General features: G+C 71.0%; 19 protein-coding genes. 6 read left to right on the top strand and 13 right to left on the bottom strand.

All coding sequences use genetic code 11. The annotated features are described in order from the left end of the window. Window positions 1–10 precede the first annotated feature (10 nt). The 5 genes from zwf (at window position 11) to TR48_RS00970 (ending at window position 5,712) form a co-directional block, all read left to right on the top strand. Window positions 11–1,531 carry a glucose-6-phosphate dehydrogenase gene (gene zwf / locus TR48_RS00990; RefSeq protein WP_042363925.1) on the top strand — a complete coding sequence of 507 codons (1,521 nt, stop codon included), beginning with the start codon at window positions 11–13 and terminating at the stop codon, window positions 1,529–1,531. Further along, on the top strand, window positions 1,528–2,556 hold the full coding sequence (gene opcA, locus TR48_RS00985; RefSeq protein ID WP_042363817.1) for a glucose-6-phosphate dehydrogenase assembly protein OpcA: 1,029 nt from the start codon (window positions 1,528–1,530) through the stop codon (window positions 2,554–2,556). The genes zwf and opcA overlap by 4 nt, the downstream gene beginning before the upstream one ends. A gap of 35 nt (window positions 2,557–2,591) precedes the next feature. Next, a complete protein-coding gene (gene pgl, locus TR48_RS00980; RefSeq protein WP_042363924.1) occupies window positions 2,592–3,332 on the top strand; it encodes a 6-phosphogluconolactonase in 741 nt (246 codons plus the stop codon). 148 nt (window positions 3,333–3,480) lie between these two features. Further along, window positions 3,481–4,119 (top strand): GNAT family N-acetyltransferase, encoded by a 639-nt coding sequence (locus tag TR48_RS00975; RefSeq protein ID WP_042363816.1) that lies wholly within the window; start codon window positions 3,481–3,483, stop codon window positions 4,117–4,119. A 111-nt stretch (window positions 4,120–4,230) separates the two neighbouring features. Next, on the top strand, window positions 4,231–5,712 hold the full coding sequence (locus TR48_RS00970) for an APC family permease (RefSeq protein ID WP_236651946.1): 1,482 nt from the start codon (window positions 4,231–4,233) through the stop codon (window positions 5,710–5,712). Window positions 5,713–5,719: 7 nt separating this feature from the next. On the opposite strand, the gene TR48_RS00965 is transcribed toward TR48_RS00970, so the two are convergent. The 13 genes from TR48_RS00965 to TR48_RS00905 form a co-directional block, all read right to left on the bottom strand. Then, window positions 5,720–5,938 carry a hypothetical protein gene (locus TR48_RS00965; RefSeq protein ID WP_042363815.1) on the bottom strand — a complete coding sequence of 73 codons (219 nt, stop codon included), beginning with the start codon at window positions 5,936–5,938 and terminating at the stop codon, window positions 5,720–5,722. Window positions 5,939–6,406: 468 nt separating this feature from the next. After that, a complete protein-coding gene (locus TR48_RS00960; protein WP_052442308.1) occupies window positions 6,407–6,946 on the bottom strand; it encodes a PadR family transcriptional regulator in 540 nt (179 codons plus the stop codon). An 81-nt stretch (window positions 6,947–7,027) separates the two neighbouring features. Continuing rightward, window positions 7,028–7,363, bottom strand: a complete 336-nt coding sequence (locus TR48_RS00955; RefSeq protein ID WP_075003839.1) for an RNA polymerase-binding protein RbpA — start codon at window positions 7,361–7,363, stop codon at window positions 7,028–7,030. Between the two features lie 192 nt (window positions 7,364–7,555). Then, complete coding sequence (secG, locus tag TR48_RS00950; protein WP_042363812.1) at window positions 7,556–7,795, bottom strand: preprotein translocase subunit SecG; 240 nt, start codon at window positions 7,793–7,795, stop codon at window positions 7,556–7,558. A gap of 130 nt (window positions 7,796–7,925) precedes the next feature. After that, the gene (tpiA, locus tag TR48_RS00945) at window positions 7,926–8,717 is read right to left on the bottom strand and encodes a triose-phosphate isomerase (RefSeq protein WP_042363811.1); all 792 of its coding nucleotides are present in this window, start codon (window positions 8,715–8,717) and stop codon (window positions 7,926–7,928) included. Window positions 8,718–8,728: 11 nt separating this feature from the next. Then, the gene (locus TR48_RS00940) at window positions 8,729–9,946 is read right to left on the bottom strand and encodes a phosphoglycerate kinase (protein ID WP_042363810.1); all 1,218 of its coding nucleotides are present in this window, start codon (window positions 9,944–9,946) and stop codon (window positions 8,729–8,731) included. Between the two features lie 139 nt (window positions 9,947–10,085). Further along, a complete protein-coding gene (gap, locus tag TR48_RS00935; RefSeq protein ID WP_042363809.1) occupies window positions 10,086–11,090 on the bottom strand; it encodes a type I glyceraldehyde-3-phosphate dehydrogenase in 1,005 nt (334 codons plus the stop codon). A gap of 73 nt (window positions 11,091–11,163) precedes the next feature. Beyond that, the gene (locus TR48_RS45090; protein ID WP_042363808.1) at window positions 11,164–11,496 is read right to left on the bottom strand and encodes a hypothetical protein; all 333 of its coding nucleotides are present in this window, start codon (window positions 11,494–11,496) and stop codon (window positions 11,164–11,166) included. 67 nt (window positions 11,497–11,563) lie between these two features. After that, window positions 11,564–12,544 (bottom strand): DNA-binding protein WhiA, encoded by a 981-nt coding sequence (whiA, locus tag TR48_RS00925; protein ID WP_042363807.1) that lies wholly within the window; start codon window positions 12,542–12,544, stop codon window positions 11,564–11,566. Beyond that, the gene (locus TR48_RS00920; protein WP_042363806.1) at window positions 12,535–13,575 is read right to left on the bottom strand and encodes a gluconeogenesis factor YvcK family protein; all 1,041 of its coding nucleotides are present in this window, start codon (window positions 13,573–13,575) and stop codon (window positions 12,535–12,537) included. The genes whiA and TR48_RS00920 overlap by 10 nt, the downstream gene beginning before the upstream one ends. Before the next feature lie 64 nt (window positions 13,576–13,639). Beyond that, window positions 13,640–14,548, bottom strand: coding sequence for an RNase adapter RapZ (rapZ, locus tag TR48_RS00915; RefSeq protein WP_268873554.1), 909 nt, complete (start codon window positions 14,546–14,548; stop codon window positions 13,640–13,642). A gap of 50 nt (window positions 14,549–14,598) precedes the next feature. Next, the gene (uvrC, locus tag TR48_RS00910) at window positions 14,599–16,584 is read right to left on the bottom strand and encodes an excinuclease ABC subunit UvrC (RefSeq protein ID WP_042363804.1); all 1,986 of its coding nucleotides are present in this window, start codon (window positions 16,582–16,584) and stop codon (window positions 14,599–14,601) included. A gap of 164 nt (window positions 16,585–16,748) precedes the next feature. Then, a complete protein-coding gene (locus tag TR48_RS00905; protein WP_042363803.1) occupies window positions 16,749–17,300 on the bottom strand; it encodes a Uma2 family endonuclease in 552 nt (183 codons plus the stop codon). Window positions 17,301–17,603: 303 nt separating this feature from the next. On the opposite strand from TR48_RS00905, the gene tuf reads away from it, so the two are divergent. Continuing rightward, window positions 17,604–18,785, top strand: coding sequence for an elongation factor Tu (gene tuf / locus TR48_RS00900; protein ID WP_042363802.1), 1,182 nt, complete (start codon window positions 17,604–17,606; stop codon window positions 18,783–18,785). Window positions 18,786–18,904: the final 119 nt, after the last annotated feature.

Genomic DNA, 18,904 nt, shown 5'->3' with positions numbered 1-18,904 from the left:
CGAGACCAATGTGTGGATCAACCCGCTGCGTGACCCGGCGGACCGACGGCTCCCGCGTATCGCGGGGCCGTCGGGCCTGGTCATCTTCGGAGTCACGGGCGACCTGTCCCGCAAGAAGCTGATGCCGGCCATCTACGACCTGGCCAACCGCGGCCTGCTGCCGCCGGGCTTCTCGCTCGTCGGCTTCGCCCGCCGCGACTGGGAGGACGAGGACTTCGCCCAGGTCGTGCACGACTCCGTCAAGGAGCACTCGCGCACGCCCTTCCGCGAGGAGGTCTGGCAGCAGCTGGCCAAGGGCATGCGCTTCGTCCAGGGCGAGTTCGTCGACGACCAGGCCTTCGACAAGCTGCGCGAGACCATCGAGGAGCTGGACAAGGCGCAGGGCACGGGCGGCAACTTCGCCTTCTACCTGTCCGTCCCGCCGAAGTTCTTCCCGCAGGTGGTCCAGCAGCTCAAGGCCCACGGCCTGGCGGACCCGCCCAAGGGCTCCTGGCGCCGTGCCGTCATCGAGAAGCCCTTCGGCCACGACCTCGCCTCCGCCCAGGAGCTGAACAAGGTCGTGCACGAGGTCTTCCCGCGTGACGAGGTCTTCCGGATCGACCACTACCTCGGCAAGGAGACGGTCCAGAACATCCTGGCGCTGCGTTTCGCCAACGCGATGTTCGAGCCGATCTGGAACCGCGGCTACGTCGACCACGTGCAGATCACCATGGCCGAGGACATCGGCATCGGCGGCCGCGCCGGGTACTACGACGGCATCGGCGCCGCCCGGGACGTCATCCAGAACCACCTGCTCCAGCTGATGGCGCTGACGGCGATGGAGGAGCCCGCCTCCTTCCATCCCAAGGCGCTGGTGGCGGAGAAGCTCAAGGTGCTGACCTCGGTCAAGATCCCCGACGACCTGGGCAAGCACACCGTGCGGGCACAGTACGCGCACGGCTGGCAGGGCGGCGAGGAGGTGCCGGGCTACCTCGAGGAGGAGGGGATCAACCCCAAGTCCAAGACCGACACCTTCGCCGCGATCAAGCTGGAGATCAACAACCGCCGCTGGGCGGGTGTGCCGTTCTACCTGCGCACCGGCAAGCGGCTGGGCCGCCGCGTCACCGAGATCGCGGTCGTCTTCCAGCGGGCCCCCTACCTGCCCTTCGACGCCGCGGCGACGGAGGAGCTGGGCCAGAACGCGCTGGTCATCCGCGTCCAGCCGGACGAGGGCGTGACGGTGCGCTTCGGCTCGAAGGTGCCGGGCACGTCGATGGAGGTCCGGGACGTGACGATGGACTTCGCCTACGGCGAGTCCTTCACCGAGTCCAGCCCGGAGGCCTACGAGCGGCTGATCCTGGACGTGCTGCTCGGGGACGCCAACCTGTTCCCGCGCCATCAGGAGGTCGAGGAGTCCTGGCGGATCCTGGACCCGATCGAGAAGTACTGGGACGCCCACGGCAAGCCCGCACAGTACGAGGCCGGCACCTGGGGCCCGGCCGAGGCGGACGAGATGCTCGCACGAGACGGCAGGAGCTGGCGCCGGCCATGAAGATCGATCTCACCGACACCACCTCCAGCAAGATCAACGCGACGTTGATCGACGCCCGCCGGGCGATCGGCACGGCGACCGTCGGCATGGTGCTGACGCTCGTGATCGTCACCGACGAGGGCAGCGCCTACGACGCGCTCAAGGCAGCCTCCGACGCCTCGCGCGAGCACCCCTCGCGCATCCTGGCCGTCATCAAGCGCCCGGGGCGTTCGCCGCGGGCGCGGTCCCAGGCGCGTCTGGACGCCGAGGTCCGGGTCGGCTCCGACTCGGGAACCGGCGAGACGGTCGTGCTCCGCCTCCACGGCGAGCTGGCCGCGCAGGCGCAGTCGGTCGTGCTGCCGCTGCTGCTGCCGGACGCCCCGGTCGTCGTCTGGTGGCCGGAGAACGCGCCGGTCAACCCCGAGAAGGACCCGCTGGGCACGCTGGCCCAACGCCGGATCACCGACGCCGTCGCGGCGGAGAGCCCGGTCGAGCAGCTGGCCACGCGGGCCGCGTCCTACGCGCCCGGCGACACCGACCTGGCCTGGACCCGGATCACCCCGTGGCGTTCGATGCTGGCCGCGGCCCTGGACCAGAAGCACGTCCAGGTCGACTCGGCGACGGTCGAGGGCGAGTCGGACAACCCCTCGACCGAGCTGCTGGCCCTGTGGCTGGCGGAACGGCTGAAGATCAAGGTCGAGCGCAAGGTCAGCGAGGGCCCGGGCATCACGGCGGTGCGGATGCACACCGTGGACGGCGACGTCTGCCTGGACCGTCCCGACGGCCTGTTGGCCAAGCTGTCGATGCCGGGCCAGCCGGACCGGATGGTGGCGCTCAAGCGGCGCGAGACCTCGGAGCTCATCGCCGAGGAGCTGCGCCGCCTCGACCCGGACCTGATCTACGCGTCGGCGGTGCGCTACGGCGTGGAGAACCTCCACTCCGCCTCGTCCGTTCGCGAGGTCGTCGAGGCCCCGGAGCCGGCCACCGCTCCCGTTCCGTCCAAGACAGCCAAGAAGACCGCTTCGCCCTCACGGACCAGGAAGTGACGCCGCAGCTGGTCGTCCACCGCGACAAGGAGCTGATGGCCCTTGCCGCGGCGGCACGGCTGATCACGCGGATCGTGGACGCCCAGTCCGCCCGTGGTTCCGCCTCGGTGGTGCTGACGGGTGGCCGGAACGGCAACGCGCTGCTCGCGGCCGTCGCCTCCTCCCCCGCCAGGGACGCCATCGACTGGTCCCGGCTGGACCTGTGGTGGGGCGACGAGCGGTTCCTGCCGGAGGGAGACCCGGAGCGCAACTACACCCAGGCCCGCGAGGAGCTGCTCGACGCGGTGCCGCTGGACCCGGCGCGGGTGCACCCGATGCCGGCCTCCGGCGGCGCGTTCGGCGACGACGCCGAGGGGGCGGCCGCCGCGTACGCGGCGGAGCTCGCCAAGGCCGCCTCGCCGCACGACCGGGTGGCGGTCCCGAGCTTCGACGTGCTGCTGCTGGGCGTCGGGCCGGACACGCACGTGGCCTCGCTCTTCCCCGAGCACCCGGGTGTGCGGGAGACCGAGCTGACGGTCGTCGGCGTCCGCGGCGCGCCCAAGCCGCCGCCGACCCGCGTCTCGCTCACCCTCCCGGCGATCCGCAACGCCCGCGAGGTCTGGCTGCTGGCCGCCGGTGACGACAAGGCCGACGCCGTCGCCCTCGCCCTCTCCGGCCCCGGCCCCGTCCAGGCGCCGGCCTCGGGCGCGACCGGCCGCAGCCGCACCCTCTGGCTCCTGGACCGCGCGGCCGCGTCCAAGATCCCACCCCAGCTCTACCCGCCGGACGTGGCGTAGGGCTCCGGCACAAAGGCCGCCTCCCGTTCCCGGGAGGCGGCCTTTTTCGCCCTCGCAACTCAAGCGCACGACCCTGACGACCTGTGACCGAACAGGGACCGGTTCCGACCGGTCCCCGTTCGGCGTTCCCGGCCTAGACTGCTCCCCCATGGATGAGGTGACGGTACGTCAGGTGACGGCGGGAGACCTGGGCGAACTCGTGCGCGTCTTGGCACGCGCGTTCTACGAGGATCCGCAGTTCCTGTGGTCGCTGCCGGACCAGCGGGACCGGCTGCGGCGGATCGAGCGGATCTTCGACACCATCCTGCGGTTCGAGGCGCTGCGGCACGACACGGTGCAGCTGGCCGAGGACGGCGCGGGAACGATCCTGGGCGGTGCGGTCTGGCTGCCGCCGCACCACTGGCGGGACCCGCTGAGCCGGCAACTGCTCACCGCGCCCGGCTTCCTGCGCGGGTACGGCCGACGGATCGGGTACGGCGGCGCCTTCCAGTCGGCCTGCTGGAAGGCGCACCCGTGCGAGCCGCACTGGTACCTGTACATCCTCGGCGTGGAGCCCGACGTCCAGGGCCGCGGCGTCGGCGCCGCGCTGCTGCGGGCCGGGCTGGAGCGCTCGGACGCGGCCGGACTGCCCGCCTACCTGGAGTCCAGCAACCTGGCGAACGTGCCGCTCTACGAGCACTTCGGCTTCGCCGTCACCGGACGCCTCGCCCTCCCGCCGAACGCGCCGGAGATCCCGACGATGTGGCGGCCGACCGACAGGGTGTCACAGATGCGTACGGACGACTGACGGGCTGCCAACTGTCCCGACCAGCGGAAACGCGGAGATAATCCTTCCGCTCCTCTGTTCGACACTTGCTAGATCGGGGTGGCGATGCCGCCGACCGCCGCAGTTCCGGCCGTGACGTCTCTGCCCTCGCCCCGCCGGGTGAAGCTGATGCCCCTGGTGGCGCTGATCTTCTTCAGCGTCTCCGGCGGGGCCTACGGCATCGAGGGGCTCTTCTCCACCTCCGGCCCCGGGATGGGCCTGCTGCTGATCCTGCTGACGCCGCTGATCTACAGCATCCCGCACGCCTTGGTCTGCGCGGAGCTCGGCACGGCGATCCCCGTGGACGGCGGCTTCTACCACTGGGTCCGCCGCGGCCTCGGCGACTTCTGGGGCTTCCAACAGGGCGTGCTGCGCTGGCTGTGCAGCTTTGTCGACATGGCGGTCTATCCGGTGCTGTTCACCAGCTACCTGCAGTCCATGGCCGCCTGGGTCGCTCCCGGCAGGCACGTGCTGTTCACCGTCGGCCACTTCGCCTTCGACCTGAACTGGTTCATCTGTCTCGCCGTCATCGCGGTCTTCACACTGGTCAACCTGATGGGCGCGGCCTGGGTCGGCGACTCCTCGGTGCTGTTCGCGATCGTCTGCCTCACCCCGATGCTGCTGCTCAGCGTCGTCGGCTTCGCCCACCTGCTGAGCCACGGCGCCGACCCTGTCGGGGCGATGACGAGCGCGCCGGACCAGTCGATGGGGAACGCCTTCGGCTCCGGGCTCTTCCTCGCCATGTGGAACTACAGCGGCTGGGACAGCGTCTCGACCGTCGCCGGCGAGATGGAGAACCCGCGCAGGCACCTGCCCAAGGCCCTCGCCGTCTCCGTCGCACTCATCGCCGTCGGCTACCTGGTGCCCGCGCTCGCCTCCCTCTCCGTCGGCGCGAACGGCCCGGCCGGGTGGAGGAACTGGGACAGCGGCTCCTTCTCGGACGTCGCCCAGGCCCTCGCCGGGCCCTGGCTGCAGATCACCGTCACCGTCGGCGGCATGTTCGCCTCGGTGGCGATGTTCTCCGCGCTCCTGGCCTCCAACGCCCGCCTGCCCTTCGTCCTGGCGGAGGACGGCTACTTCCCGCGGTGGGTCGCCCGGCGCAGCGCGCGGCGTCAGGTGCCGGTGGTCTCCATCGTGGGCTCCTCGGTGATCTACGCGCTGTTCTGCCTCAGCAGCTTCAGCAACCTGATCGTCGTGGACGTCTTCCTGACCAACATCTCCCTGCTGCTCCAGGTCGCGGCGCTGATCGCGCTGCGGGTCCGGGAGCCGGAGCTGGAGCGCCCGTACCGTGTCCCCGGCGGCGCGCTCGCGCTCTCCCTCATCACGCTGAGCCTGACGGGCGTGTGCGCGTGGGCGGCCTGGCAGCAGTACGTGCAGAACGGCACGCAGGCGGTGACCTACTGCCTGTTCGCCGTGGGCGGGTCCACGCTGCTGTACTTCCCGTTGGCCCGGCGCCGTCGGCGCAACGCGGCGGCGCGGCCGACGACGGCCGCCGAGGAGGCGGCTGGAGGGACGGCGGCTGGAGGGACCGCGGCTGGGGAGACTGCGCGCGAGCCGGATCCGGTGGCGCCCTGACCGCGGGTCAGCCAAGGAACTTCAGCATCCAGGTCAGCCCGAGCTCCTGCGCAGTCGAGAGCGCCCCCTCCCGCAGCAGCTCGCGCTCGGGCCCCTCGGGCAGCTCCTGCCAGAGCGACATCTGCGCCGCCGCGACCTGCGGCCGGGCGCCGAGCGCCGCGCGCAGGTGCAGTGAACGACGCAGCAGGGGCACCGGATCCGGCTCGTAGCCGGAGAGATGGCGCACGACGTAGGACTCGAGCAGCAGGTCGCCGCCCCCCGCGGCAGCGTCTCAGGCTCTCGTCGAAGTACGGCCGCGCGGCCGCGTCGTCGTCGGCGATGTTCTGGCGCAGCACGCCGAGCCAGAACGTCCCCCAGCCGGCCGTGGCCGGATCCCCCGCGGCGGCCGAGAACCCCGCCTCGGCCGTCGCCTGGTCGCCCGCCTCCGCGTCCAGGCCGAACAGCAGGCGAGTGTAGGCGAGTTGCGCGCCGAGGAAGGCCGCCTGCGGCGATCCCTCCGGCAGTGCGGCGACCGCCGCCGACGCGGCGGCGGGATCGTCGAGGCACCACCAGTTCCGCTCGACGAGAATCTGCGCCCGCAGCTCCGGCACGCCGTCGCGGTCCTCCCGATCGGCTCCGTCCAGAGAACAGCCGGCCGCTGAGCGCACGGCCGGGCTGCACGGCGGGGGCGCACGGCGGGGCTGCACGGCGGGGCTCAGTCAGAGGGGCGGTCCTGGAGGTCCAGGTCGGCGAGGGCCGCGTCGAGGCGGTCACGCTCCGCGGCGTGGGCGCGGGCGGCGAGGCGGAGGGCGTGGGCGGCGTAGGACAGCTCGGGGCTGTCGGAGAGGCTGAGGGCGTCGGCCTCGGCGTGAGCCCGGAGCTTGTCCGCGACGGCGCGGGCGGCACGCAGGGACTCGCGCAGGCGGGCCGGATCCTGGAGGTGGCCCAGCCAGAGGCGGAACGCGGCCGGGAGCGGCGCGCGGGCGACCCACCCGCGGAGCGCGTCCTCACCGGAGGGAGTGAGCCGGTAACGACGCCTCGCACCCAGTTCGCCCGGAAGAGTGTCCACGGCGACGTATCCCGCCGCCTCGAGGCGGAACAACTCCCGGTAGACGTCGCTGGACGAAGGGCTCCAGTAGAAGTGAGCGAGCGTCTGCTCAGCCCATTTCTTCAGCTCGTAGCCCGTCAGCTCCCGCCCGAAGGAGAGCAGACCGAGCACGGCCCACGAAGTCGTCGGAAGCGCGTCGGCAGCCACCAGAAGATTGTAGGTGCACCAACAAGAGGCCCTCCCCCCAAGGGATGTGACATCCCGTCAAAGAAGGCTCGCGGGCACCGGTCAGATCTCGCCGCGGAGCTTGGCCAGGGCCTCGGCCAGGATCGCCTCGCCGTCGGCGTCGCTGCGGCGCTCGCGCACGTAGGCGAGGTGGGTCTTGTACGGCTCCGTACGCGGCGGCGCGGGCGGGTTCTCCTCGTCCTGGCCGGCCGGGAAGCCGCAGCGCGGGCAGTCCCAGGTGTCCGGGATCTGGGCGTCGGAGGCGAAGCTGGGCTTCGTCTCGTGCCCGTTGGCGCACCAGAAGGAGATTCGGAGCCGCGGGGCGGACTCGCCGCGCTCGGCCTCTCCCATCGGGCCGGCCCCGACCCTGCTGCCACGGATGGCGTTGCCACTTGCCACGGTCTGACTCCCTGCGTGATGGTGCGGTGCTGCGAAAGTCGTCCCGGCCGCTCGCCCCGGCCGAAGTCGTCCTAGTGTACGGAACGCATAAGCGTCGCCCCACACCCGTGTCGGTGACGACTGTCACCATGATAGGCGTGGAGGCGACGCTCCGTCAGAAGTCCTGACTTCACCCCGCTGGGCTGCTGGAACTCAGCCGTTCTTGGCCTTCATCAGCAGCGACAGGACGATGATGCAGACGAACCAGCCGACGCCCATGAAGATGGTGATGCGGTCCAGGTTGCGCTCGGCCACCGCCGAACCACCACCCGTGGAGGACATGCCTCCACCGAACATGTCGGACAGGCCGCCGCCCTTGCCCTTGTGGAGCAGGACCAGGATGACCATCATCACGCTGAAGAAGATCAGCGCGATGGAGAAACCGAGGATCACAGCCGGACCTATCTTTCGGGATGCGGGACTGCTGGCAGCAGGGCCCGGGCGTCACACCCGAGCCCTACCACCTTAGGCGTGCGACAGCCTACGGGAAAGCGGTCGCGGATACTGCAACGGATGGCGTCGGTTACGAGACCGCCTGGTCCCGGTAGCGGACGATCCGGACGAACTCCTCCGCGTCCAGCGAGGCCCCGCCGACCAGCGCGCCGTCCACGTCGGGCTTGGCCATGATGCCGGCCGCGTTGCTGCCCTTGACGGAGCCGCCGTACAGGACGCGGACGGCGTCCGCGACCTCCTGGCTGTACAGCTCGGCCAGGCGGGCGCGGATCGCGCCGCAGACCTCCTGCGCGTCCTCGGGCGTGGCCACCTCGCCGGTGCCGATGGCCCAGACGGGCTCGTAGGCGATGACGATCGTGGCGACCTGCTCGGCGGTGACGTCGGCGAGCGCGCCGTCGACCTGCGCGAGCGTGTAGGCGACCTGCTCGCCGGCCTTGCGGACGTCCAGTCCCTCGCCGACGCAGAGGATCGGCGTGATGCCGTTCCGGAACGCCGCCTTGACCTTGGCGTTGACCAGTTCCTCGTTCTCGGCGTGGTACTGCCGGCGCTCGGAGTGGCCGATCACCGCGTAGGTGCACTTCAGCTTGGCCAACATCGGGCCGGAGATCTCGCCCGTGTAGGCCCCGGCGTCGTGCGCGGAGATGTCCTGGGAGCCGTACTTGATCTTCAGCTTGTCGCCGTCGACCAGGGTCTGCACCGAGCGCAGGTCGGTGAACGGCGTCAGCACCGCCACCTCCACCGCGTCGTAGTCCTTGTCGTTGAGGGCGAAGGCGAGCTTCTGGGTGTGGGCGATGGCCTCGAGGTGGTTGAGGTTCATCTTCCAGTTGCCGGCCATCAGCGGCTTGCGAACAGCGTCAGTCATGTCTGTGGTGCTCACTTCTCCAGTGCGGCCAGACCCGGCAGGGTCTTGCCTTCGAGGTACTCCAGGCTGGCGCCGCCACCCGTGGAGATGTGGCCGAACTTCGACTCGTCGAAGCCGAGGGTGCGCACGGCCGCGGCCGAGTCGCCGCCGCCGACGACGGTGAAGGCGTCGGAGTCGATCAGGCCCTGCGCGACGGCGCGGGTGCCGTCGGCGAAGGCCGGGTGCTCGAAGACGCCCATCGGACCGTTCCAGAAGACCGTCTTCGCGTCGGCCAGCTTGGCCGCGAACAGTTCCTCGGTCTTCGGGCCGATGTCCAGGCCCATCTTGCCCGCGGGCATCGCGTCGACGCCGACGATCTCGACGTCCTCGACCGGGGCCTTGGCCTTCAGGTCGGGGAAGCTGCCGGAGACGCGCGCGTCGACGGGAAGCACGAACTCCACGCCCTCGCGCTCGGCACGGGCCAGGTAATCCCGGACGGCCGGGATCTGGTCCTCCTGCAGCAGCGAGCTGCCGACCTCGCGGCCCTGGGCCGCGAGGAAGGTGAACATCATGCCGCCGCCGACCAGGATCCGGTCCGCCTTGCCGAGCAGGTTGTCGATCACGGCCAGCTTGTCGGAGACCTTGGCGCCGCCGAGCACGACGACGTACGGGCGCTGGACGTCCTCGGTGAGGCGCTCGAGGACGCCCACCTCGGTGCCGATCAGCAGGCCGGCCGCGTGCGGCAGGCGGGCGGGCAGGTCGTAGACCGACGCGTGCTTGCGGTGCACGGCGCCGAAGCCGTCGCCGACGTAGAGGTCGGCGAGGGCTGCGAGCTGGTCGGCGAACTCGCCGCGCTCGGCGTCGTCCTTGCTGGTCTCGCCGGGGTTGAAGCGCAGGTTCTCGATCACGGCCACCTGGCCGGGCTCCAGGCCCTTCACGGCGTCGTGAGCGGCCGGGCCGACGGTGTCCTGGGCGAAAGCGACCGGCTTGCCGAGCAGCTCGGCGAGCCGCTCGGCGGCCTGGAGCAGGGAGAACTTCGGGTCGGGCTCGCCCTTCGGGCGGCCCAGGTGCGAGGCGACGATCACCTTGGCGTCTGCCTCGACCAGCTTCACGATGGTGGGCAGCACGGCTCGGATGCGGCCGTCGTCGGTGATCAGGCCGTCCGACATCGGCACGTTCAGGTCGGCGCGGACGAAGACGCGCTTGCCGGCGACACCGGGGCCGGCGATCAGGTCGTCGATGGTCTGCATGGTCGGGCTGAATCCCTCTTCTGGTTCTCGGGGGCGTGGGCAATTCTCGGTGAATGGGTGCAGCGCACGCACACAGGGTCCGGACGATATCGCCCGGACCCTGTCCGCCTCACACTGGCTTACCCGTCGTCCTCGCTCGTCAGAGCTGGTTGCCGACCGCGACGGTCAGGTCGACCAGGCGGTTGGAGTAGCCCCACTCGTTGTCGTACCAGCCGAAGACCTTGACCTGGTTGCCCTGGACCATGGTCAGCGGCGCGTCGAAGATGCAGGAGTACGGCGAGTTGACGATGTCGCGGGAGACGATCGGGTCCTCGTTGTAGGCGAGGATGCCCTTCAACTGCCCCTCGGAAGCCTTCTGGTAGGCGGCGTTGACCTCGTCCTTGGTGACCTCGCGCTGCAGGGTCACCACCAGGTCGGTGATCGAGCCCGTCGGCACCGGGACGCGCAACGAGGTGCCGTCCAGCTTGCCCTTGAGCTCCGGCAGCACCAGCGCGGTGGCCTTCGCGGCGCCGGTCGACGTCGGGATGATGCTGAGCGCGGCGGCCCGGGCACGACGCAGGTCCTTGTGCGGGAAGTCCAGCGTGACCTGGTCGTTGGTGTACGCGTGCACGGTCGTCATGAAGCCGGTGACGATCCCGAAGGCCTCGTGCAGCACCTTCGCCAGCGGCGCCACGCAGTTGGTGGTGCAGGAGGCGTTGGAGATGATGTCCTGCGCGGCCACGTCGAGCTTGTCGTCGTTGACGCCCATGACGATGGTGATGTCCTCGCCCGAGGCCGGGGCGGAGATGAGGACCTTCTTGGCGCCGGCCTCGAGGTGCTTCTTCGCAGCCTCGGCCTTGGTGAAGTGGCCGGTGGACTCGATCACGATGTCCGCACCCAGCTCGCGCCAGGGCAGGTTGGCGGGGTCGCGCTCCGCGGTGACCTTGAAGGTCTTGCCATCGACAGTGATGGTGTCATCCGTGTGAGTGACCTCGGCGTGGAAGGTACCCAGGGTCGAGTCGTACTTCAGCAGGTGCGCCAGGGTCTTGGTGTCGGTCAGGTCGTTGACACCGACGATCTCGATGTCGGCGCCCTGGGACGCGATCGCTCGGAAGTAGTTGCGGCCGATTCGGCCAAAACCGTTGATGCCTACCCGGATCGTCACGAACCGATCTCCTCGCTGGTACGTCGGCCTTCGCCGGCCGACGAGCTGGAAATTTTGGGATGTCCCCGACCGGTTACGACCCTACCTCCGCAAGGTGTTCTTGAGCACATCCGCCCGGCTTGTGGACAGGTGAGTTTTGGCAGTACAGACAGTTGCGGATCGCGGCGGATGATCCACTGCCGACCGCGGGCGGCAGCCACGCGAAGCCGGGCAGCAGCCACAGCAGCAGGTCGGCGCCGAAGCGGTGCATCAGGTAGAGCGCGATGCCGGTGACGAAGACGCCCGTGTACTGGAAGAGGCCCGTGTGCCGGCTGCGCCGGAACTCGTCCAGGGCGGCGGAGTGCAGTTCGCGGCCGATGGCGGCCGCGGTGAGCCAGAGGACAGGAGCAGTGGGCGCGTCAAACAACAGTCGCCTGGCGCACCCGCTGGTGCACCAGGCGACTCCCGAGGGGGCCGAGCCCCTGACCGGCGCGCTAGCCGGCCACCATCTCCTCCGTCAGGCTCTGCTCCGTGTTCGGCAGGCCCAGTTCGCTCGCGCGCTTGTCGGCCATGGCCAGCAGGCGGCGGATGCGGCCGGCGACCGCGTCCTTCGTCAGCGGCGGGTCGGCGAGGGAGCCGAGCTCCTCCAGGGATGCCTGCTTGTGCTCCATGCGCAGGCGCCCGGCGGCGGCGAGGTGCTCCGGGACGTCGTCCCCGAGGATCTCCAGCGCGCGCTGCACCCGTGCGCCCGCGGCCACCGCGGCCCGGGCGGACCGGCGCAGGTTCGCGTCGTCGAAGTTCGCCAGCCGGTTCGCCGTCGCCCGGACCTCGCGGCGCATGCGCCGCTCCTCCCAGGCCAGGACCGACTCGTGCGCGCCCAGGCGCGTCAACAACGCGCCGATCGCATCACCGTCGCGAATGACGACCCGGTCCACGCCGCGGACCTCGCGCGCCTTCGCGGGGATGCCGAGCCGGCGCGCCGCGCCGACCAGCGCCAGCGCCGCCTCCGAACCCGGGCAGGTGATCTCCAGCGACGAGGACCGGCCCGGCTCCGTCAGGGAGCCGTGCGCGAGGAACGCGCCACGCCACGCCGCTTCCGCGTCGCACGTCGCGCCCGAGACCACCGCCGGGGGGAGACCCCGGATCGGGCGCCCGCGCCCGTCCACCAGACCCGTCTGCCGCGCCAGCAGATCGCCGTCCTTGACCACCCGCACCACGTACCGGCTGCCGCGGCGCAGCCCGCCGGGGGCCATCACCACCAGGTCCGAGGAGTGTCCGAAGATCTCCAGCAGGTCCTTGCGCAGCCGCCTTGCCGCTACCCCGGTGTCCAGCTCGGCCTCGATCACGATGCGTCCGCTCACGATGTGCAGACCGCCCGCGAAGCGGAGGATCGCCGACACCTCTGCCTTGCGGCAGCAAGCCCGGGTGACGGGAAGCCGACTGATTTCGTCCTTCACAGCTGCCGTCATCGCCATGGCGCGATCCTTCCATGCGTTCTGAAGATCCGGTCGTACGCGGCGGCCAGAAGCTCCGGGTCGTGTCGCGCGCCGTCGCTCGCCGCGACGGGCGCCAGGACGAGCTCGGCGCCGAGGCGCTTGGCCGCGTCCCGCAGTGCCTCGCAGTCCGCGACGGCGCCCACCGCCGCGGAGTCCGCGAGGACGAAGTCCAGCTCTACGCCGCCGGCGTGCTCCAGGAAGACCTCCAGGTGCCGCTGCGGCGAGAAGCCCTCGGTCTCGCCGGGCTGGGCGACCAGGTTGAGCGCCAGCACCTTGCGGGCCGGCGTCCCGGCCACCGCGTCGCGCAGCTGAGGGACCATCAGATGCGGCAGCACGCTCGTGAACCAGGAACCGGGGCCGAGCACGACCCAGTCCGCGGCGTGCACCGCCTCCACCGCCTCCGGGACCGCGGGCGGATCCTCGGGCAGCAGCCTGATCGCCTCCACCGTACCCGGCGTCACGGCGACCTCGGCCTGACCGTGGACGATGCTCACCCCATCGGGCTCCGCCGGGTCGAGACCCCGCACGGTCGCCTCGATGTGCAGCGGGACGGCCGACATCGGCAGCACCCGGCCGTGCGCGCCCAGCAGTCGGCCGACCCACTCCAGCGCGGCGACCGGGTCGCCCAGCTTCTCCCACAGCGCGACGATCAGCAGGTTGCCCAGAGCATGACCGTGCAGCTCGCCGTCGCTCTGGAAGCGGTGCTGGATGACCTCGGACCAGGTGCGGCCCCACTCGTCGTCGCCGCACAGCGCCGCGAGGGCCTTGCGCAGGTCGCCGGGCGGGAGAACCCCCAGCTCGTCGCGGAGCCGGCCGCTGGAGCCGCCGTCGTCCGCGACGGTGACCACCGCGGTCAGCTCGTCGGTGAGCCGCCGCAGGGCGCGCAGCGAGGCGGAGAGCCCCTGTCCGCCGCCGAGCGCGACGATCCGCGGGGCCCGTCTGTCACGGCGACGTGCCGCTCGGAACGCTCCGCCCGGCCCGCCGGCCGCGCCGCCGTAGGTTCCCGCCAACCCGCGCCCCTATCGCCTCAGCGTGGCGAGAGGCGACCCGGTTACCGCCCGTGCCGCCGCCTCGTCACTCACGCCCCATGTCCCGGTGGACGAGCACCGTCTCCAGGCCGTCGGCGATCAGGCGCTTGGCCAGCCGTTCCGACATCGCCACACTGCGGTGCTTTCCTCCGGTGCAGCCTACGGCAATCGTCATATAGCGCTTGCCCTCGCGGCGGTAGCCCTCGGTGACGATCCGCAGCAGCTCCGCGTAGCCGTTGAGGAACTCCTTGGCGCCCGGCTGGTCGAAGACGTAGCGGGCGACCTCCTCGTCGGTGCCGGTGTGGGCACGCAGCTCCGGGACCCAGTGCGGGTTCGGCAGGAAGCGGCAGTCCACGACCAGGTCGGCGTCGACGGGCAGGCCGTACTTGAAGCCGAAGGACATGACGGTGGCCCGCAGCTCAGGCTCGGCGTCGTCGGCGAAGTGCGCGTCCATCTTGGCGCGCAGCTCGTGCACGTTCAGGTTGGAGGTGTCGATCACGAGATCCGCCTCGCCGCGCAGCTCGCGCAGCAGCTCGCGCTCGCGCTCGATGCCGTCGACGATCCGGCCATCGCCCTGGAGCGGGTGTGGACGGCGGACGTTCTCGAAGCGGCGGACCAGCGCGTCCTCGGACGCCTCCAGGAAGACGACGCGCAGGCGCACGCCGCCCTTCTCCAGATCGTCCAGGGCCGTGCGCAGGTCGTCGAAGAAGCTGCGCCCGCGCACGTCCACGACGGCGCTTATCCGGGCCACCGCGCCCTGCGAGCGCGCGCCGAGGTCGACCATGGTCGGTATCAACGCCGGCGGCAGGTTGTCGACGACGAACCAGCCGAGGTCCTCCAGACACTTCGCGGCGGTGCTGCGGCCGGCCCCCGACATCCCGGAGATGATCACCAGCTCGGGCACCTCGGAACTGTCCTGCGGCTCGGTCTCCACCAGCCTCTCAGGCGTACTCACTTCTTTCTCCCCGCTTTCGGTCAATCAGTACAAACAACGCGCGTGGTCGTCTAGGGCTTCCCCTCATCACCCTCCGGAGTGACAAGACTCCCAGGAGTGACGCCCATGATGTCCGACTCTTCCATAATCTCGCCCGTCGCCATGTTCACCGCCGGAGCACTCGGTGTACGCGAGGCCAACGCTGCGGCAACGGCCTCCGCCGTACGACGCCCCACGCCGGGAACCTCGCAGATCTCCTCGATCGTCGCCGCCTTCAGCTTCTTCAGCGAGCCGAAGTGCTTCAGCAGCGCCTGACGCCTGGACTCCCCGAGGCCGGGAACGGAGTCGAGAGCGCTGCTCGTGGCGCGCCTGCCCCGCTTCTGCCGCTGGTAGGCGATGGCGAAGCGGTGCGCCTCGTCGCGCACGCGCTGCAGCAGGTAGAGCCCCTCGCTGGAGCGGGGCAGGACCACCGGGTCGTCCTCGTCCGGCAGCCAGACCTCCTCCAGGCGCTTGGCCAAGCCACAGAGTGCCACATCGGTGACACCCGCCTCCATCAGCGCCTGCTGCGCCGCGGCGACCTGCGGCTGGCCGCCGTCGACGACGATCAGCTGCGGCGGGTAGGCGAAGCGCCGGGCCCTGCCCGTCTCTTCGTCCTTGGCCGGGGCCTGCTCCTGGTGCCGGAAGCGGCGGGTGATCACCTCGCGCATGGAGCGGACATCGTCCTGGCCCTCGAAGCCCTTGATCGAGAAGCGCCGGTACTCGGACTTGCGGGCCAGCCCGTCCTCGAAGACGACCATGGACGCGACCACGTCCTGGCCCTGGAGGTGGGAGATGTCGTAGCACTCGATCCGCAGCGGCGCGGTCTCCAGCCCGAGCGCGTCCGCGATCTCCTGCAGGGCGACGCTGCGGGTGGTGAGGTCGGCGGCCCGCTTGGTCTTGTGCAGGGCGAGCGCCTGCGCCGCGTTGCGCTCCACCGTCGTCATCAGCTCGCGCTTGTCGCCGCGCTGCGGCACCCGCAGGTCCACCCTGCTGCCGCGCCGCTCCGCGAGCCAGGTCAGCACCGGCTCGACCGGCTCCGGCAGCGCCGGCACCAGCACCTCGCGCGGGACGCCCTCCCCGCGCTCCTCCCCGTAGAGCTGCAGCAGCGCGTGCTCGACCAGGGACGCGGTGTCGATCTGCTCGACCTTGTCCGTCACCCAGCCGCGCTGCCCGCGCACCCGGCCGCCGCGGACGTGGAAGATCTGCACGGCCGCCTCGAGTTCGTCCTCGGCCAGGGCGAACAGGTCGGCGTCGGTGCCGTCGCCGAGCACGACGGCGTTCTTCTCCATCGCGCGTTTGAGCGCCTCTATGTCGTCGCGCAGCCGGGCGGCCTTCTCGTACTCCATCTCCATGGCCGCCTCGCGCATCTGTGCTTCCAGGCGCTTGACGTAGGTGCCGGCGTGACCGGCCATGAAGTCGCAGAACTCCTCGGCGAGTTCGCGGTGCTCCTCGGGGGAGATCCGCCCGACGCAGGGCGCGGAGCACTTGCCGATGTAGCCGAGCAGGCAGGGCCGCCCGATCTGCTCAGCCCGCTTGAACACCCCGGCCGAGCAGGTGCGGACGGGGAAGACGCGCAGCATCAGGTCGACCGTCTCGCGGATCGCCCAGGCGTGCCCGTAGGGCCCGAAGTACCGCACGCCCTTCTTCTTCGACCCGCGCATCACCTGCACGCGCGGGAACTCCTCGTTCATGGTGACGGCGAGGAACGGGTAGCTCTTGTCGTCCCGGTACTTCACATTGAAGCGCGGGTCGAACTCCTTGATCCAGGTGTACTCCAGCTGGAGCGCCTCGACCTCGGTGCCGACCACGGTCCACTCCACGGACGCGGCCGTCGTCACCATCGTGCGTGTGCGCGGGTGCAGGTTCGCCAGATCCTGGAAGTAGCTCGACAGGCGCTGGCGCAGGCTCTTGGCCTTGCCGACGTAGATCACGCGCGAGTCGGCGTCGCGGAACTTGTAGACCCCGGGTGAGTCCGGAATCTGCCCCGGCGCGGGACGGTAGGTGGAGGGGTCGGCCATGGGTCCTACCGTACCGACCAGGAGTGACGACGGAGTCGCGTCCCGTGTGCGATCTCCGTCCCGGCTTCGTCCGGGCTTGGTCCGGGCTTGGTCCGGGCTTGGTCCGGGCTTGGTCCCGGCTTGGTCCGGGCTTGGTCCCGGCTTGGTCCGGGCGCAGGGAGTCCTCAGGCCGGGTACGGGCGGAAGGCCACCGTGGGAATGGGGAAGCCGAGCGGTTCGGGCAGCGGGATGGGCTGCCCGAAGACGCCCTGGGCGTGCTCGGCGTAGACGCCGTCGACGAGACGCAGGACCAGCCAGGTGCCGTCGCGCGGGTCGACGATCACATAGACCGGGATGCCCGCGCGCTCGTACGCCGCACGCTTGTCCTCGTAGTCGCGCTTGGCCGCGCCGCGCCCCGCACTCACCGTCTCGACCACCGCCCGGACGATCGCGGCCGGCCAGTCGCGAACGTCCTCCGGGATGTCGTCACCGTGGGCGATCGCTACGTCGGGCCGGGGCTTGTCGGTGGGGCCGATGTCGATCCCGCGTTCCGAGAACGCCTGGAACGGCTCGGGGGTCGTGCGTACGAAGACCCGGCCGGGGACGTCGTGCAGGTGCGTGGGGTTCGCCTGCATCACGATCTGCGAGTCGAGCAGCTCCGCCCAGGCGCCGCCCGGCAGTTCCAGCTCGTCCCACAGGCGCAGGATCTCGCGCTCCTCGTCGCCCTGGTAGGTCATGTCCTCAGAATAGCCACGCCGAAAACCGTTGGCGGGGAGCCGTCGCCGGACGGCACGATGGTGCGCATGTTCCCGGTCGCCATCGCCCAGTTCCCCGCAGTCGCGGGCGCGATGGCTGCTGCCCTGACGGCGGCGACCGCCGCACACGCAGACGCATGCGCACGGGCACTCGCCGGTGCCGCCGCGTTCGGCGGCGCGCGAAGCTGACCTTCCCCGGGTCGATCCCCCGGGACCTCTGCCGGGGAAGGTCGGCCCCGCCCTTGAGGTCCCGTCAGGAGCGAACTCCCGGAGAAGAGAAGCGTCATGGCCAAGCAGGCCTTCGTGCGGACCAAGCCGCACCTCAACATCGGCACCATGGGTCACGTCGACCACGGCAAGACCACGCTGACGGCCGCCATCACCAAGGTGCTGGCCGAGCACGGCGGGGCCGCCTTCGTGCCGTTCGACCGGATCGACCGCGCCCCGGAGGAGGCCGCCCGCGGCATCACCATCAACATCGCGCACGTCGAGTACGAGACGGCCACCCGGCACTACGCCCACGTGGACATGCCCGGCCACGCCGACTTCGTGAAGAACATGATCACCGGCGCGGCCCAGCTGGACGGCGCCATCCTCGTGGTCTCCGCGCAGGACGGCGTGATGCCGCAGACCTCCGAGCACGTGCTGCTGGCCCGCCAGGTCGGCGTCGAGCACGTCGTCGTCGCGCTGAACAAGGCCGACGCCGGCGACCCGGAGCTGCTGGACCTGGTCGAGCTGGAGGTGCGCGAGCTGCTCACCGCCCACGGCTACGACGGTGCGGGGCTGCCGGTCGTGCGGGTGTCCGGGCTGCGGGCGCTGGAGGGCGACCCGGTCTGGTCGGCGGCGCTGCTGGGGCTGCTGGACGCCGTGGACGCGTACGTGCCCACGCCCGTCCGGTACACCGACGCGCCGTTCCTGATGCCGGTCGAGAACGTGCTGACCATCACCGGCCGCGGCACGGTGGTGACCGGCGCGGTCGAGCGCGGCACCGTGCGCGTGGGCGACCGGGTCGACGTCCTCGGCTACGGCTCGGAGCTCGCCTCCGTCGTCACCGGGGTGGAGACCTTCGGCCGCACCATGGAGAGCGCCGAGGCGGGCGACAACGTCGCTCTGCTGCTGCGCGGCGTCCAGCGCGGCCAGGTCCGGCGCGGCATGGTCGTGGCCTCGGCGGGGAGCGCCTCGGTGCACCGGGTGTTCACCGCCCGCGTGCACCTGCTGTCCGGGGCGGACGGCGGCCGCCGCACGCCCATCACCAGCGGCTACCGCCCGCAGTTCTACCTGCGGACCGGTGACGTCGTCGGCGACGTGCTGCTGCCGCAGGACGTGGCCGTCGCGCTGCCTGGCGAGACGGTGCGGATGACGGTGACGCTCGGTCAGGCCGTGCCGCTGGAGCCGGGGCTCGGCTTCGCGGTCCGCGAGGGTGGCCGCACGGTGGCGGCGGGCGCGGTCGAGGCGATCGTCGAGTAGCGCGGCTGGTCGGGCACGTCACGCACGTGCAGGCCGGACAGTGCGAACCGCGCTGTCCGGCCTGCACGGAGCACTCAGCCGCACGGGCTCGTATCCCCCGATCCGAGCCCGTGCGGCGG

Origin of the sequence: Streptacidiphilus neutrinimicus, from assembly GCF_000787815.1 — a bacterium.
GTDB classification, from domain to species: domain Bacteria; phylum Actinomycetota; class Actinomycetes; order Streptomycetales; family Streptomycetaceae; genus Streptacidiphilus; species Streptacidiphilus neutrinimicus.
The sequence above is the reverse complement of the archived record's forward strand: the minus strand, read 5'-3'. Positions and strand labels throughout refer to the sequence as shown.

Bases quoted from the DNA above. Each gene is read 5' to 3' on its own strand.
- TR48_RS00940 (WP_042363810.1), bottom strand. From the start codon at position 9,946: ATGCAGACCATCGACGACCTGATCGCCGGCCCCGGTGTCGCCGGCAAG.
- TR48_RS00975 (WP_042363816.1), top strand. From the start codon at position 3,481: ATGGATGAGGTGACGGTACGTCAGGTGACGGCGGGAGACCTGGGCGAA.
- tpiA (WP_042363811.1), bottom strand. From the start codon at position 8,717: ATGACTGACGCTGTTCGCAAGCCGCTGATGGCCGGCAACTGGAAGATG.
- opcA (WP_042363817.1), top strand. From the start codon at position 1,528: ATGAAGATCGATCTCACCGACACCACCTCCAGCAAGATCAACGCGACG.
- TR48_RS00905 (WP_042363803.1), bottom strand. From the start codon at position 17,300: ATGACCTACCAGGGCGACGAGGAGCGCGAGATCCTGCGCCTGTGGGAC.
- whiA (WP_042363807.1), bottom strand. From the start codon at position 12,544: ATGGCGATGACGGCAGCTGTGAAGGACGAAATCAGTCGGCTTCCCGTC.
- pgl (WP_042363924.1), top strand. From the start codon at position 2,592: ATGGCCCTTGCCGCGGCGGCACGGCTGATCACGCGGATCGTGGACGCC.
- tuf (WP_042363802.1), top strand. From the start codon at position 17,604: ATGGCCAAGCAGGCCTTCGTGCGGACCAAGCCGCACCTCAACATCGGC.
- uvrC (WP_042363804.1), bottom strand. From the start codon at position 16,584: ATGGCCGACCCCTCCACCTACCGTCCCGCGCCGGGGCAGATTCCGGAC.